This window comes from Bradyrhizobium sp. INPA03-11B, from assembly GCF_040446015.1.
In the GTDB taxonomy this organism is placed as follows: domain Bacteria; phylum Pseudomonadota; class Alphaproteobacteria; order Rhizobiales; family Xanthobacteraceae; genus Bradyrhizobium; species Bradyrhizobium macuxiense_A.
In genome coordinates, this window is the sequence record NZ_JASGSR010000031.1 from 26,715 (window position 1) to 41,343 (window position 14,629).

At 66.0% G+C, this 14,629-nt stretch carries 15 protein-coding genes; 6 read left to right on the forward strand and 9 right to left on the reverse strand.

All coding sequences use genetic code 11. The annotated features are described in order from the left end of the window. The first annotated feature begins 160 nt into the window (after positions 1-160). The gene (locus QMZ05_RS15600; RefSeq protein WP_353701554.1) at positions 161-3,532 is read left to right on the forward strand and encodes an ATP-binding protein; all 3,372 of its coding nucleotides are present in this window, start codon (positions 161-163) and stop codon (positions 3,530-3,532) included. Next, positions 3,522-4,448, forward strand: a complete 927-nt coding sequence (locus QMZ05_RS15605) for a response regulator (RefSeq protein WP_353701555.1) — start codon at positions 3,522-3,524, stop codon at positions 4,446-4,448. The genes QMZ05_RS15600 and QMZ05_RS15605 overlap by 11 nt, the downstream gene beginning before the upstream one ends. Before the next feature lie 8 nt (positions 4,449-4,456). Here the strand turns inward: QMZ05_RS15605 and QMZ05_RS15610 are convergent, their stop codons facing one another. Then, positions 4,457-5,419: an AraC family transcriptional regulator gene (locus QMZ05_RS15610; RefSeq protein ID WP_353701556.1), complete on the reverse strand. Its 963-nt coding sequence runs from the start codon at positions 5,417-5,419 to the stop codon at positions 4,457-4,459. A 133-nt stretch (positions 5,420-5,552) separates the two neighbouring features. Here QMZ05_RS15610 and QMZ05_RS15615 point away from each other — a divergent pair, with 133 nt between their 5' ends. The 3 genes from QMZ05_RS15615 (at position 5,553) to QMZ05_RS15625 (ending at position 7,185) form a co-directional block, all read left to right on the forward strand. Continuing rightward, the gene (locus tag QMZ05_RS15615) at positions 5,553-6,089 is read left to right on the forward strand and encodes a peroxidase-related enzyme (RefSeq protein WP_353701557.1); all 537 of its coding nucleotides are present in this window, start codon (positions 5,553-5,555) and stop codon (positions 6,087-6,089) included. A gap of 35 nt (positions 6,090-6,124) precedes the next feature. After that, positions 6,125-6,631: a DUF417 family protein gene (locus QMZ05_RS15620; protein WP_353701558.1), complete on the forward strand. Its 507-nt coding sequence runs from the start codon at positions 6,125-6,127 to the stop codon at positions 6,629-6,631. Positions 6,632-6,993: 362 nt separating this feature from the next. After that, positions 6,994-7,185, forward strand: coding sequence for a hypothetical protein (locus tag QMZ05_RS15625; RefSeq protein ID WP_353701559.1), 192 nt, complete (start codon positions 6,994-6,996; stop codon positions 7,183-7,185). Between the two features lie 128 nt (positions 7,186-7,313). Here QMZ05_RS15625 and cobF read toward each other — a convergent pair whose 3' ends face one another. Genes cobF through cbiE form a run of 6 tightly spaced genes read right to left on the reverse strand, consistent with a single transcriptional unit; the run spans position 7,314 to position 12,443 of the window. Beyond that, a complete protein-coding gene (gene cobF, locus QMZ05_RS15630) occupies positions 7,314-8,063 on the reverse strand; it encodes a precorrin-6A synthase (deacetylating) (protein ID WP_353701560.1) in 750 nt (249 codons plus the stop codon). A 7-nt stretch (positions 8,064-8,070) separates the two neighbouring features. Beyond that, positions 8,071-8,799 (reverse strand): uroporphyrinogen-III C-methyltransferase, encoded by a 729-nt coding sequence (cobA, locus tag QMZ05_RS15635; protein ID WP_353701561.1) that lies wholly within the window; start codon positions 8,797-8,799, stop codon positions 8,071-8,073. Beyond that, the gene (locus QMZ05_RS15640; RefSeq protein ID WP_353701562.1) at positions 8,796-10,106 is read right to left on the reverse strand and encodes a cobyrinate a,c-diamide synthase; all 1,311 of its coding nucleotides are present in this window, start codon (positions 10,104-10,106) and stop codon (positions 8,796-8,798) included. Before QMZ05_RS15640 ends, cobA begins: the two co-directional genes overlap by 4 nt. Next, a complete protein-coding gene (gene cobM / locus QMZ05_RS15645; RefSeq protein WP_353701563.1) occupies positions 10,103-10,900 on the reverse strand; it encodes a precorrin-4 C(11)-methyltransferase in 798 nt (265 codons plus the stop codon). The genes QMZ05_RS15640 and cobM overlap by 4 nt, the downstream gene beginning before the upstream one ends. Further along, positions 10,897-11,265, reverse strand: coding sequence for a cobalamin biosynthesis protein (locus tag QMZ05_RS15650; protein WP_353701596.1), 369 nt, complete (start codon positions 11,263-11,265; stop codon positions 10,897-10,899). Before QMZ05_RS15650 ends, cobM begins: the two co-directional genes overlap by 4 nt. Continuing rightward, a complete protein-coding gene (gene cbiE / locus QMZ05_RS15655; protein ID WP_353701564.1) occupies positions 11,262-12,443 on the reverse strand; it encodes a precorrin-6y C5,15-methyltransferase (decarboxylating) subunit CbiE in 1,182 nt (393 codons plus the stop codon). The genes QMZ05_RS15650 and cbiE overlap by 4 nt, the downstream gene beginning before the upstream one ends. Between cbiE and QMZ05_RS15660 the strand changes: the two genes are divergently transcribed. Then, positions 12,442-13,191: a cobalt-precorrin-6A reductase gene (locus QMZ05_RS15660; RefSeq protein ID WP_353701565.1), complete on the forward strand. Its 750-nt coding sequence runs from the start codon at positions 12,442-12,444 to the stop codon at positions 13,189-13,191. The two genes, cbiE and QMZ05_RS15660, sit on opposite strands and share 2 nt — an antisense overlap. Here the strand turns inward: QMZ05_RS15660 and cobJ are convergent. Then, entirely contained in the window at positions 13,167-13,901 is a 735-nt protein-coding gene (cobJ, locus tag QMZ05_RS15665; RefSeq protein ID WP_353701566.1) for a precorrin-3B C(17)-methyltransferase, read from the reverse strand. The genes QMZ05_RS15660 and cobJ overlap by 25 nt on opposite strands. Further along, positions 13,898-14,629, reverse strand: a complete 732-nt coding sequence (locus tag QMZ05_RS15670) for a precorrin-2 C(20)-methyltransferase (RefSeq protein WP_353701567.1) — start codon at positions 14,627-14,629, stop codon at positions 13,898-13,900. The genes cobJ and QMZ05_RS15670 overlap by 4 nt, the downstream gene beginning before the upstream one ends.

The window sequence follows — 14,629 nt, forward strand, 5'->3', positions numbered from 1 at the left end:
ATCTGGTTCGAGAACGCTGATTGATGAGGCGAGGATTGCTTACTTTTGTGCACCGCACTGATACGTGAGATCGCGTATACTGCACCGCAAAATAGCGACGTAGGTTTTTGGTACGGGATTTGCCCGCGATCAGCGCATCGTGGACCAGGAGTAAGAACGAGTGGCAGGGCGGCAGCGGATAGACCGCGTCAGGCGCCAATACAATCAATGGGTCGCCAACCAGACGCTGGAAGACTACGCGCTGCGCTTCACCGCCAAGAGCGCGCGGCGCTGGTCCGCCGCCCGCGTCGCCAATACTGCCCTTGGCGCGATCTCCTTCCTCGCGCTGGAGGCGATTGGCGGCACCATCACGCTGAACTATGGCGCGATCAACGCCTCCGCGGCGATCCTGGTCGTCAGTGTCATCATCTTCCTGTGCGGGCTGCCGATCGCCTACCATGCCGCGAAAAGCGGCATCGACATCGACCTGCTGACCCGCGGCGCCGGGTTCGGCTATATCGGCTCGACCATCACCTCGCTGATCTACGCCTCCTTCACCTTCATCTTCTTCGCGATCGAGGCGGTGATCCTGGCCAGCGCGCTCGACATGTGCTTCGGCATTCCGCGGCCGATCGGGTATCTGATCAGCGCGGTCGTGATCATTCCGCTGGTCATCTACGGCATCACGCTGATCAGCCGCTTCCAGCTCTGGACCCAGCCGCTGTGGATCATCCTCCACATCATGCCGTTCGCGGCGATCGCCTGGGCCAATCCGCATTCCTTCACCGAATGGCGCAAATTCGCCGGCGAGCACGGCGATCCCGCAGGGAATCTCGACCTGCTGCTGTTCGGCACCGCGGCCTCCGTCGTGTTCGCGCTGGTGGCGCAGATCGGCGAGCAGGTCGACTTCCTGCGCTTCCTGCCGCGCGATCGCCGCACCTCGCGCAAGGCCTGGTGGATCGCGCTGCTCTCCGCCGGTCCCGGCTGGATCGTGCTCGGCGCGCTCAAGCTGCTGGCCGGCTCGTTCCTGGCCTTTTTCGCGCTCAGCCACGGCGTCTCGGCCGAACATGCGGCCGAGCCCGCCAACATGTATCTCGAGGCCTTCCGTTACGTGCTGTCACAGCCGGACCTCGCGATGGCGCTGACCGGGACGTTCGTGATCCTGTCGCAGGTCAAGATCAACGTCACCAACGCCTATGCCGGCTCGATCGCCTGGTCGAACTTCTTCTCCCGCCTCACCCACTCGCATCCCGGCCGCGTGGTGTGGCTGGTGTTCAACGTCGTGGTCGCGCTGCTGCTGATGGAGATCGGCGTCTACAAGGCGCTGGAGCAGACGCTGGCGCTCTACTCCAACGTCGCGATCGCCTGGGTCGGCGCGCTGGTCGCCGATCTCGTCATCAACAAGCCGCTCGGCCTGCGGCCGCAGCATATCGAGTTCAAGCGCGCCCATCTCTGCGACATCAATCCGGTCGGCGTCGGTGCCATGACGATCGCGACCGTGGTCTCGATCAGCGCGTTCTACGGCCTGTTCGGGCCCACCGCAAAGGCGCTCTCCGCCTTCGTCGCGCTCGCGGTCGCGTTCATCGCGGCGCCGCTGATTGCCTGGGCGACCGACGGCAAGTACTACATCGCCCGCAAGCCGAAACGAAGCTGGCAGAACATTGAATCGATCCAGTGCTGTATCTGCGAGCATGCGTTCGAGCCCGAGGACATGGCCGCCTGCCCGGCCTATGCCGGCCCGATCTGCTCCCTGTGCTGCTCGCTTGATGCTCGCTGCCACGACCTCTGCAAGCCGCATGGCCGGATCGGCGCGCAGGTCTCGGACGCGCTGGGCAAGGTGATGCCAGAGCCGATCTACGCCCGCATCAATTCGCAGCTCGGCCATTACCTCGGCGTGTTCGCGGTCTCGGCCGGCCTGGTGGCGCTGGTGCTCGGCCTGATCTACCTGCAAACCACCGCGGCTGTGAACGCCAACGAATTATTGGCCGACGTGCTGTGGAAGGTGTTCTTTGCGCTGACCCTCATCATCGGCGTCGTCGCCTGGCTGTTCGTGCTGGCGCAGCAGAGCCGGCGCGCCGCCGAAGACGAAACCCGCCGGCAGACCACGCTGCTGATCCAGGAGATCGACGCCCACAAGCGCACCGATGCCGAACTGCAGCGCGCCAAGGAGGTGGCGGAGTCCGCCAATCTCGCCAAGAGCCGTTACGTGGTCGGCCTCAGCCACGAGCTTCGCTCGCCGCTGAATGCGATCTCCGGCTACGCGCAACTGCTGGAGCAGGACGATAGCCTGCAGGTGCGCCCGCGCGAGCAGGTGCGCGTGGTCCGGCGCAGCGCCGACCATCTCTCGGGGCTGATCGACGGCATCCTCGATATCTCCAAGATCGAGGCCGGCCGCCTCTATCTGTCGCGCGACGAGGTGCGGCTGAACGACTTCCTGGAGCAGTTGGTCGGCATGTTCCGCCTGCAGGCCGCAGCCAAGGGCATCGACTTCGTGTTCAAGCGGCCAGCCGTGCTGCCGGTCGTGGTCTATGCCGATGAGAAACGGCTGCGGCAGATTCTGATCAACCTGCTCTCGAATGCGATCAAGTTCACCCAATTAGGCCAGGTGCAGTTCGTGGTGCATTACCGCAGCCCGGTCGCCGAGTTCGAGGTGATCGATACCGGACCCGGCATCCAGCCGGACGATCTCGAGCGGATCTTCGCCCCGTTCGAGCGCGGCGCGCTCGGCGTCACCCAGCCGCAAACCGGCACCGGGCTTGGCCTCACCATCAGCCGCCTGCTCGCGGGCGTGATGGGCGGCGACATCAAGGTGTTGAGCACGGTCGGCACCGGCAGCACCTTCAAGGTCAAGCTGCTGCTGTCCGAAGTCACCAATCCGCGCCGCGATGCGCCGGTCGACGCTCCCGTGTACGGCTATCACGGCCCCCGCAAGACGATCCTGATCACCGACGACGACCCGACCCACCGCGACCTCTTGCGCGAGATCCTGGCGCCGCTCGGCTTCATCCTGCTCAGCGCGCCTGACGGACCGGGTTGCCTCGCGCTGGCGCAGCATTGCCGGCCGGACATGTTCCTGCTCGACATCTCGATGGCGGGTATGGACGGCTGGACGGTCGCCGAAACCCTGCGCTCCGAAGGCCATCACCAGGCGCGAATCCTGATGATCTCGGCAAGCGCGCTGGAGGCCCACGGTGCACCGCTGGCGCAACCCTTCCACGACGGCTATTTGATGAAGCCGATCGACATCCCGCGGCTGCTGGAGACCATCCGCCGATTGCTCAAGATCGAGTGGCAGTATGAGGCCGAGCAGGCGCCGCCGCCTCCGCAATGGAAGCCTGACAGCGGCTCGCGACCGCCGGTGAAACATGTCGAAGAGCTGATCAGCCTCGGCCAGCTCGGCTATATCAGGGCGATCCAGCTCAAGCTCGACGAGATCGGCAACGAACATCCCGAACATGCCGATTTCGTCGGCCAGATGCGCGCGCTGATCGACCGGTTCGATCTCGATCAATATATGGCGACGTTGAAGACATTGCACAGCTATGACCATTGAACAGAGAAAGCGCGATGTCGCGCTCGTCGTCGACGACTCGCCGGAGACGTTGCGCCTGCTCACCGACGCGCTCGACGGCGCCGGGATGACCGTGATGGTCGCGCTCGACGGCGCCTCCGCGATGCGCATCGTCGACCAGATCACGCCCGATATCGTGCTGCTCGACGCCGTGATGCCCGGCATGGACGGCTTCGAGACCTGCAAGCGGCTGAAGCGCGATGCCGGGTTCGACGGCGTGCCGATCATCTTCATGACGGGGCTGGCTGAGACCGAGCACATCGTGCGTGGGCTGGAGGCCGGCGGCGTCGACTATGTGACCAAGCCGATCGTGGTCGAGGAGATGCTGGCGCGGATCCGGGTCCATCTCGCCAATGCGCGGATGACGCAGAGCGCCCGTGCCGCGCTCGACGTTTCCGGCCGCTATCTGCTCGCGGTCAACAGCGCAGGCGCGCTGTTGTGGGCGACGCCGCAGGCACAGCGCCTGCTGTCGGACACCCTCGCCGATACCGCTGACAACTTCGTGCTGCCGGAGCCGATGCCGCAATGGCTCGAACAGGCGCAGAAAGGTGCGGCGGGAAAGAAGACCGCGACGGTGGCGTCATTCCCCGGCAATGAGCAGCTGCGGCTGCAGTATATGGGCAAGCTTGGTCCGAACGAATTCCTGCTGCGGCTCGCCAAGGACACCAGCGGCGACATGCCGGCCGAGTTCTCCAGCGAGCTCGGCCTGACCACCCGTGAGGGCGAGGTGCTGTCCTGGCTCTCCAAGGGCAAGACCAACCGCGACATTGCGCAGATCCTCGGACTCAGTCCGCGCACCGTCGACAAGCATCTCGAGCAGATCTACGCCAAGCTCGGCGTCGAGAACCGCACCGCCGCCGCCGCGATCGCGGTCAACGCCAGGCATCGCAAGTCGTAGCGTCCGGATCAATTGGTGCGGGCAGGCTCCAACGACACGTCCTGCTCCGGCGGCTGCGCTTTTCGCCACTGCGCCGGGGTTACGCCCATGTGGCTCTTGAACGCCCGCTGAAAGGCGGCCTCGGACTGGTAACCGACGGTCTCGGCAACCGCGCCGGTCGAAAGCGATGAACTCCGCAACTCGTTCGCCGCAAGCGTCATCCTTATATCGGTGAGCAGATCGCTGGCCGATCGCCCGAGCTTGTCCTGGAACTGCCGGGCCAGCGTAGCGCGCGACATGTTGCACAGACGCGCGAGCTCCGGCAGCGACCATGCGCGCGCGGGCTCGTTGAACATGGCGGCCACCGCCGGCGCAAGGCGAGGATCACCGGCCAGCGCAAGCAGACCGCGTGACGTGGCGTCGCTCTCGCTCGCGAGCCGCAGTACCAGCGCAAACATCGCCGTGGACAGCGCGTTGAGCATGGCGCGCCCCCCGAGATGATCGTCCGCGGTTTCGCCGCGCATGAGCGACACAAGTACGGCGAGCTGTGCGGCTGTCCCCTTTCCGATCCGCGGACCGGCGTGCACGACAAGACGCGGCGGCAGATAGCTGCTCAAGAGACGGTCGTGCGGAGGTGCAATCGCGAAGTGTCCGCACAGCAGGTCGAGCCGTTCGTCCGAACCCAGGTTTTCGCTGATCGTGAAATTCTGCGCCGCCCGGTTACGCGGCGACAGCGGTGCCGCTCCGCTGCCGTCATGCATCACGTGTCGCGGGTTGCCCGGCAGCAGAAGAATGTCGCCGGTCTTCAGCAGCAGCGGCCGACCATCCGCGGGATCGTCCAGGATCGCCGAGCCGGCCAGCACCGCATGATAGGGAATCTCGTTGGTCGCGCCTGGACCCTGCTCGATACGCCAGGGGACGCTGTAGCTGCAGCGAATATCGAGCCGCCCGCGCACCGGCATCATCTCGAACAGCCGGCTGAGCCAATCCATGGCCGATCCTCCCTCAAGGGGCTTCATGAGACGATCGAGCATATAATCGAGATATATGAACATTCAATGTCTCAGAGCCCGCTCCTATTGTCCACTCCGCAATCGTTCACCAACCCCAACAAGGAGTGCCACCATGTCCCGTCTTTCAGTCCCCAATCTCGAAACCGACACCGGCCCGTCGGGCCAGATCTACGCCCAGATCAAGAAGGCGGCCGGCAGCGTCCCGAATGCCTATGCAGCCATCGCCGCCCACGGCCCGGCCGCGCTCAAGGCGATGGTCGCCGCCGATGCGGTGCTCGCCGGCGGCAGCCTGTCCAAGCGTGATCGGGAGATCATCAAGATCGTGGTCAGCGCTGCCGGCGGTTGCGACTACTGTGTCGCCGCGCATTCTCACCTCGCCAAGCTCGCCGGCGTGAAGGCCGACGCGCTGAAGCAGATCCGCGACGGCGAGCCGACCGGCGATGCCAACTACGATGTGCTGATCGATTTCGTTCGCAAGCTCGCGCAGTCGAGCGGCACCGTCAGCGACGAGGATTTCGCCGCGATCAAGGCCGCCGGCTACAGCGATGCGCAGCTGGTCGAGATCAGCCTGGCGTTTGCAACCATCGTCTTCACCAACGTCTTCAACCGCATCAACGACACCGACATCGACTTCCCTGCAGTCGCGTGAAGCGGCGGGCGATGTCAAACGAAAGGGTCACGACCATGACCACGCTTTCCATCACCACGCAAAATCCGCTTGTCCGCGCGCTCTACAGGTCCGGCCTGCTCGCGGAGGATCTCGACTACCACGTCGTTCGGGCCGCGATGGTCATCATGTTCCTGTTCTTCGGTTACCAGAAATGGTTTCCGTACGAATTCGAACGGCTGGTCCCGTTCATCAGCAACGGGCCGCTGATCTGGTGGCTATACCCGGTCTTCGGCCACGCCGGCGCCAGCTATTTCCTCGGCGCATCGGAATGGACGTTCGGCTCGCTGCTTCTGGCAGGCTTCTGGGATAAGCGGCTCGGCATTCTCGGCGCGCTCGGCTCGACCGGCACGTTCATCGCGACGGTCACCATCATCCCATTCATGCCGGACGGCTGGGATGTTGCCGCGGGCGGCTTCCCCGCGATGACGGGCAACGTGCCCTTCCTGATGAAGGACGTCGTTCTGCTCGCGGTCTCGCTCTATTTGCTGAGGCAGGACGTGGTTCGCCTGACGCGGCAATAGGTGGCATCCGCTGACGGCGATGGATCGCCGGCGAACCCTGCGTTCGCCGGCGATTTCGCGTTACCGAGCGATTGAGCAGACGCAACATCTGCCTCGAGCGCCGCAACATGACAACTAGTATCGCCGCGCAAATCCGATCGCCTATCGCCCTTTAAGGCCGCGCCGTAACCCATTGCCGAATTTGCGGAATGCCTTGAAATCGACCACCCGTTCAGCGCGTTCACTCGCGCGGCCTCCCGCTCGACGCGGACGCATCGTTTATTCCCATGCAGGAATGATCCGTAGTTCTCTGCTCGTGAACATAGTTCCGCCGCGCAGTCTGCGCTAAAGAAGGACCGCCGGTGTTGTTCTGGGGTGAGTTGATGAAGAAGGACGACGTCACGTGTCCGCGCTGCGGGGCCGGATTCCGACGCCTTGAGCTGGCAACCGGATCAGCAAGCAAGGGCGAGTATCGCTGCCCGGTCTGCGAGACGACACTCGAGCAGTTTGACGGTGACAAGCTCGTCGCCTACCGCCTGACCATCCAGCCCTCGATTCGCGGGTTGAAAACCTAAAGCGCGATGAGATTGGGTTGAATCGTCATCGCGCTTTAGCCTTTTGTTTGCGCATGATCTTTTCGGAAAACCGCTTCGCACTTTTCCGGATCATGCTCTGGCAGCGCCCGCTGCAGGCAATCTCCGGATCACGACCTCCGCTTCAAGACATAGCTGTCCATGATCCAGCCGTGCTGTTCGCGCGCATCCCGGCGAATGGCGACGATGCGCGGGCCTGTCTCCGCGAGCTCCCCCGCCATAATGATCTGATCGGGCATGCCAAGATAGGCGCCCCACCAGATCCTTATGCCGGCAGGATCGAGCGTCTGGAAGGCGGCGCCGCCGTCGAGCATCACGACGACGGTGTCGACACCGGCCGGCCAGCCGCCCTCGCGCAGCCGCCGGCCCGTCGTGACCATGAACGGCTCGCCGATCTCGTTGAGCGGCAGCGCGTGCGCCGCGCACAGCGCCTGGATCGACGTGATGCCCGGGATCGTTTCGATCGACGGCAACGGATCGAGCCGTTGCGCAATCCGCAGGCTTGAATCGTAGAGCGAGGGATCCCCCCAGATCAGCAAGGCGACGCGCCCCTCGCCGCCGAGATGCCGCGCGATTTCCTGCGACCAGGTCGCGGCAATCGCATCGTGCCAATCGTCCACGCCCTTGCGATAGTCCTCCTCGCCGGCGTCACGTACCGGCAGGTCGAACTCGGCAATGCGCGTGCGATCGTTGCTCAACGCTTGCGCGCAGATCGTTCGGCGCAGCTCGGCGAGATCGGACTTCGCGGTGCCCTTGCGCGGGATCAGGATCAAATCGGCAGCGTTGATCGCGTCGATCGCAGCGAGGGTGAGATGCTGCGGATCGCCACATCCGATACCGATCAGGGTCAGCGTCAACATGGCCGCATCACTTTTCTTCCGGTGCCAGCGCGCCGAACAGAATAATGGAAGCCGCCGTCGCTGCGCCGGCATGCGCGAGCTGTTCGGCCAGCCCCGCGATCGTGGTCCGATGAAGCTGCTCGTCGGCATGGCCGAGGGACTCCGCCAGCAGCGCCGGCGTGTCGGGGGCGAGACCATGCGCGATCAGTCCTGCGGCCAGAGCCGGGAACGTGCGTCGGCCCATATAGACCACCGTGGTCGCTTCCGGGTCGGCCAGCGCCGCCCAATTCAGATCCGCGGGCAACCCGCCGGTGACATCGGCGCCGGTGACAAACTGCACCCGGCGCGAGGTCAGCCGTCGCGTCAGCGGAATGCCGGCCTGCGCGGCGGCAACCGAAGCCGAGGTCACGCCGGGAATGATCTCGTAGCCGATGCCTGCGTTGCGCAGGGCCTCGATCTCCTCTTCGAGGCGCCCAAAGATGCCGGCGTCGCCGGATTTCAGCCGCACCACCCGCACGCCCGCCGCCGCGTAGTCAACCAGCAGCCGGCTGACATGATGCTGCTTCGTCGAGAGACGGCCGGCGCGTTTGCCGACCGCGACAAGGTTGGCGCCGGAGCGCGCGAGATCGAGGATCGCGCCCGAGGCGAGATCGTCGTACAGCACCACGTCGGCCTCGCGCAGCCGCGCGGCTCCCTTCATGGTCAGGAGGTCGGGATCGCCGGGACCGGCCGAGACGAAGGAGACGAACCCGTTCATCGGTCCTCCGCAATCAGATGGAAGAATGTCCCCGTTGCGTTACCTCGCCGCGATCCGGTTTCCGCAACGATCGCGCCGGTCGCATCGCGCACCACCGCAAGCGGCGTGTCCGGCTGCGCGATGATCGTCGAGTAATGAAATTCGTGACCGCGCAGGCGCACGCCTGGACCGTGCCCCGGCATCGGCGCGGCAAGCTCGGCGAGCCGGTAGCCCAGATGCATGCGACGCTTGGCATAGCTCGTCTCGAGGCCGAGCAGCCCCGCCATCTCGTGGCGCGCGCCTTCGGCATCGGTGAGTGCGGCGCCAAGCACCATGTAGCCGCCGCACTCGCCATGCACCGGCTTCATCTCGGCGAAGGCGCGCAACCCGCCGAGGAATCGCCTGTTGGCGGCAAGACGGCCGGCATGCAGTTCAGGGTAGCCACCAGGCAGCCAGCACACATCGGCATCCACATCGGGGCCTTCGTCGGCAAGCGGCGAGAACGTCACGATCTCTGCGCCGGCCGCGCGCCAGGCTTCCACCATATGCGGGTAGACGAAGGAGAACGCGGCATCGCGCGCCAGCGCAATGCGCCGGCCAGGCGGCGTGACGTTCGGGCCGCGCGCGGCCGATTGCGGCGACCAAGCGCGCGCCGATTGCAGCACGGCATCGAGATCGACATGCGCGACGACGAAGCGCGCGGCCTCGTCGATCAGACCGTCAATCTGAGCCTGCTCTTCGGCCTGCACCAGGCCGAGATGACGCTTCGGCAAGGCGATCTCGGCGTGGCGCGGCAGCGCACCCAGCACCGGAATGCCCGCCCCTGTCATGGCATCGCGCACCAGCGCTTCGTGCCGCGCGCTGGCGACGCGGTTGAGAACGACACCGGCAAGCCGCACGCCAGCGCGGAAATCGCGCAACCCCGCCGCGATCGCCGCCGCGGTCTGGGCCTGGCCGGAGGGGTCGATCACCAGCAGCACCGGCCATCCCATCATCTCGGCGATGTCGGCAGTGGCTCCGGTGCCTGAGACGCCGCGCGCCGCGACGCCGTCGAACAATCCCATGGAGCCTTCGGCCAGCACGAGATCGGCATCCGCGCCGCGGCCTGCCAGAGATGCGATCGCATCTGATGCCATCGCCCAGCTATCGACGTTGACGGAAGCGCGTCCGGTCGCCACCGCATGAAAGGCGGGATCGATATAGTCGGGCCCGCTCTTCAGGCATTGCACCTTCAACCCGCGACTGCGATAGGCGCGCGCCAACGCCAGGGTCAGCGTCGTCTTGCCGACGCCCGACGCCGGTGCCGAGATCACGAGCCCCGCGGTCATTGCGATGATTCCGGCGTTGATTCCGGAAAGCGCGGCGCGGCACCGACCGGGCGGTAGCGGCGGTCATAGTCGGCGGCATAGAGACGGCTCTCTGCGAAGTCGCCCGACCCGAGCGTCTTGCCGACCAAGATCAGCGCGGTGCGCTCCAGTTCGGGGCCGATTGCCGCATCGAGCGCCGCGAGCGTGGCCCGCACGATCCGCTGGTCCGGCCAGCTCGCGCGCCAGACGATCGCCACCGGACAGTCCGCGCCATAGTGCGGCGTCAGCTCGGCGATGACCTTGTCGAGCAGATGGATCGAGAGGTGGATCGCGAGCACCGCACCGGTCGCAGCAAACGCCGCGAGCGTCTCACCATCAGGCATCGCGCTCGCCCTGCCCGGCGTGCGCGTCAGCACCACGGATTGCGCAAGGCCAGGCAGCGTGAGCTCGGCCTCCAGTGCCGCCGCAGCCGCCGAGAACGCCGGCACGCCGGGCGTCACCGAATACGGAATATTCAACGCACGCAACCGGCGCAGCTGTTCGCCCATCGCCGACCAGATCGAGAGATCGCCCGAATGCAGCCGCGCGACGTCCTTGCCCTCGGCATGCGCTGCGGCGATCTCGGCGATGATGTCGTCGAGCGACAGCGGCGCAGTGTTGACGATGCGCGCATCCTTCGGGCAATGCGCCAGAACGCCTGAAGGCACCAGCGATCCGGCGTAGAGACAGACCGGGCACGAGGCGATCAGATCGCGTCCGCGCAAGGTCAGAAGATCGGCGGCGCCTGGCCCTGCGCCGATGAAATGCACCGTCATTCGCCGTCTCCTTCCGCGATCGCTGCGGTGGCCATCCGATCCTGCGAGACGCGTCGAGCTGAAGTCAGGCGTGCACCTCGTCCCACTGCCGCGAGCGCCGCGGCTTCAGCGACGGAGCCCGTGCCGAACCTGACAGCGATCTGTTCTGACTGCGTCATCGTTTCGATCTCCGCCAACATCTCGGCGGGAATCCCGCGGATCGGCAACCCCAATTCCTGTGCCAGCGCTCTCAATGCTGCCGCATCCGCCTTGTCACTCACCGTGGCAACCGCCGCAAGGCCTTCGGAGCCGCCGGCGGCATTGAGCGCTTCGCGCAAGGACGCGACACTGGCATCGCGCCTGAATCCCAGACCGGCGACCTTCATCTGATCGCGCTCCATTGCACGATCGGCCGCGCGGCCTTCCAGGAACGAAAGCGGCCAAGCGGCTCGGCCTGCGCGATCTCGACGCGCATCAGTTCGCCGCCACGGCGCTGGTGCAGGCCGGAGAGCAGCGCCTCGGTTTCCAGCGTCACCGCATGCGCAACCAGCCGCGTGCCCGGAGCGATGCGCGACCAGATCGCATCGAACATATCGGCATCGAGGCCGCCACCGATGAACACGGCATCGGGCGCTTCGAGGTCCGACAGGATGCCGAGCGCCTCGCCTTCGACGATTGTGATCCGGTGGCTCAGGCCGAAGCTCGCGGCATTGCTGCGGATGTTGGCGACGCGTTCGCCGCGCGCCTCGATAGCGACCGCCGTGCCGCCGCAGAGCGCCCATTCGATCGAGATCGAGCCGGAGCCGGCGCCGATATCCCACAGTCGCTCACCGGGCCGCGGCGAAAGCGCCGACAGCGCAAGCGCGCGGACCGGTCGCTTTGTGAGTTGCCCGTCATGCACAAACAGTGCGTCGGGAAGACCCGAGCTGCGTGCGAGTCCTTGCGCTCCCCTCGCCTCCAGCGCGACCGCGACCAGGCTGTCGCCCGAATCGCCCGCATACGAGCCAGCACAATGCTGCGTGATGGATTCACGCGGGCCGCCCAGCGCGGACAGCGTCCACATCGCTGACGATCCCCAGCCATGGTCCGCGAGCCAGCGCGCGAGATCGGAAGCCGCTCTACCGTCACGCACCAGACAGATGATCCGTGCATCGCGCGAAAGATGCGGCAACAGCCGTTCGAACGGCGCGGCATGAAGGCCGAGGCAGACGACATTCTCGAGCCGCCAACCCAACCGTGCCGCGGCCAGCGAGAACGTCGATGGCGCGGAATGCGCAATCCATTCGCCTGTCCGCAATGTCCCGACAAGGGTTCCACCGACGCCATGCCAGAACGGATCGCCCGAGGCGAGCACCACGGTCGGACGTCCGCGGTATTCAAGCACGATCTCCGCATCGAACGGCACCGGCCACGCGCGGCCACGGTCGGTGATGCCGGCCAGCGCAAGGTGCCGTTCCCCGCCGAAAACTGTTTCGGCTTCACCAAGCGCCTTTCGGCTTGCGTCCGACAGCCCCGCAAGGCCATCTTCGCCGATGCCGATGATGGTCAACCAGGGATTACCCATGATACGCGCCCTGATCCTGGGCGGAACGGCCGACGCCAATTTGCTTGCCGCTGCGATCGCGCGCGCCGGGATCGACGCCGTCTATTCCTATGGCGGCCGCACCGCCGCCCCTGCCGAACAACCTCTGCCGACCCGGATCGGCGGCTTCGGCGGCATCAGCGGTCTTGCAGACTATCTGCGGGGCGAAGGCATCACGCATGTGATCGATGCGACGCATCCGTTCGCGGCCGAGATGAGCCGCAACGCGATCGCCGCCTGCGCGCAAACCACAACGCCGCTGCTCGCGCTCGAACGCGCGCCGTGGGATAAAACCTCCGGCGATCATTGGATCGAGGTCGCGGACGTCGTAGCCGCGGCCGCGGCGTTGCCGGACGGCCGCGCCAATGTGTTCCTCGCGATCGGCCGCCAGCACATCGCGCCCTTCGTCGCCCGGCCGCAGCATGCCTACACGTTGCGTTTCGTCGACCCGCCCGGCGAAACGCTGCCATTGCCCGATGCAGACGTCATCGTCTCGCGCGGACCGTTCACACTCGAGGCCGAGCTCGAGATGATGCGCGCACGTCGCATCGCGTGGATCGTCGCCCGCAACTCCGGCGGAACCGGCGCGCGCGCCAAGATCGACGCTGCCCGCGCGCTTGGCCTTCCCGTCATCATGATCACGCGGCCGCTGCTGCCCGAGAGGCCGCGGGTGGAAAGTGTCGGCGACGTGATGGAATGGCTCGGTCATCGGACCTGCCTCGGCGCATAGACCCAGCGGCCGACCCGCCGCGTCGCCGAGTTGCCGACGATCACGAGCGTCCGCATGTCGGCCATCTCGGGCCGGGCGTCGCGCAGTTCGACCGTCTCGATTCGCTGGTCTGATGTAGAGACGGCGCGCGCGAAAATCACGATCCGGTCGCCACAGCCCGCTTCGCGCAAGATATCGAGCGCACGGCTAAAGCCTTCCGGCCGGCTCGCCGAGCGCGGATTGTACATCGCGATCGCGAAATCTGCTTCGGCTGCGAGCCGCAGGCGCTTCTCGACCAGCGACCACGGCTTGAGATTGTCGGACAGATTGATCGCACAGAAATCATGGCCGAGCGGTGCACCCGCACTCGCCGCCGCCGCCAGCATGGCGGTGACACCAGGCAGCACGCGAATCGGCAGGTCATGCCATTGCGGCATGTCCTCCAGCGCTTCGAACACGGCGGATGCCATCGCGAACACGCCGGGATCGCCCGACGACACCACGACGACCTGTCGCCCCTCGGACGCGAGCCGCAGCGCCTCGCCGGCGCGCTGCAATTCCACACGATTGTCGGACGGGTGCAGCGTCAGGCCGGCGCGTGGCGGCACGCGCGAAACATAGGATGCATAGCCGATGATGTCGGTCGCCGCCGCGAGCGCAGCGGAGACTTCCGGCGTGATCAGCGCCTCGTCGCCCGGCCCAAGGCCCGCGATGGTGAGCGTGCCGGTCATGGCGCCGCCTCCCGGCGCCGCCCCTGCCCGTGCACCAGCACGATCGCAAAATACGGACAGTCGGCCTCGGCGAGATCCGCGAGCCGGGTGACCCTTTGATCCGGCATGGTGCCGCGCTCGACCAGCCACGCATCGTCGAGACGACCCGCGGACACGAGCGCGCGGCGGATCTTCGGAAGATTGCGGCCGGTCTTCATCACGACCAGCGCGTCGGAACTGCGCATCCGCTGCACGAGTTCAGGCTCCGGCAGCGTGCCCATCAGGACGGTGGTGACATCGTCGGCCAGCGCGATCGGCTCGCCGACCGCATTCCAGCAGCCGACCATGCCTGGAATGCCGGCGATCACCTCGATCTCGACCCGGCCCTGCAAGCGCGCGTGAAGATGCATGAAGGAGCCATAGAAATAGGGATCGCCTTCGCAGAGCACGACGACGTCGATCTCGCGCGCAAGCCGCGCCAGCCGCTCCGCCCATGCATCGTAGAAATCGGCCAGTAGCCGCGCGTATTCGGGATTGTCGAACGCAATCTCCGTGGTGACCGGGTACTCCATCGGATATTCGCTGACGCCATCCGCGAGCATGCCTTCGACGATGCGGCGCGCCTGTCCGAGCTGCCCCTTCTTGCGAAAATGGGCGACATGCTTGGCCGCACGCACGATCCGGTCGGCGCGCACGCTCATCAGATCCGGATCGCCTGGGCCGAGACCGCAGCAAATGATGCGTCCCAT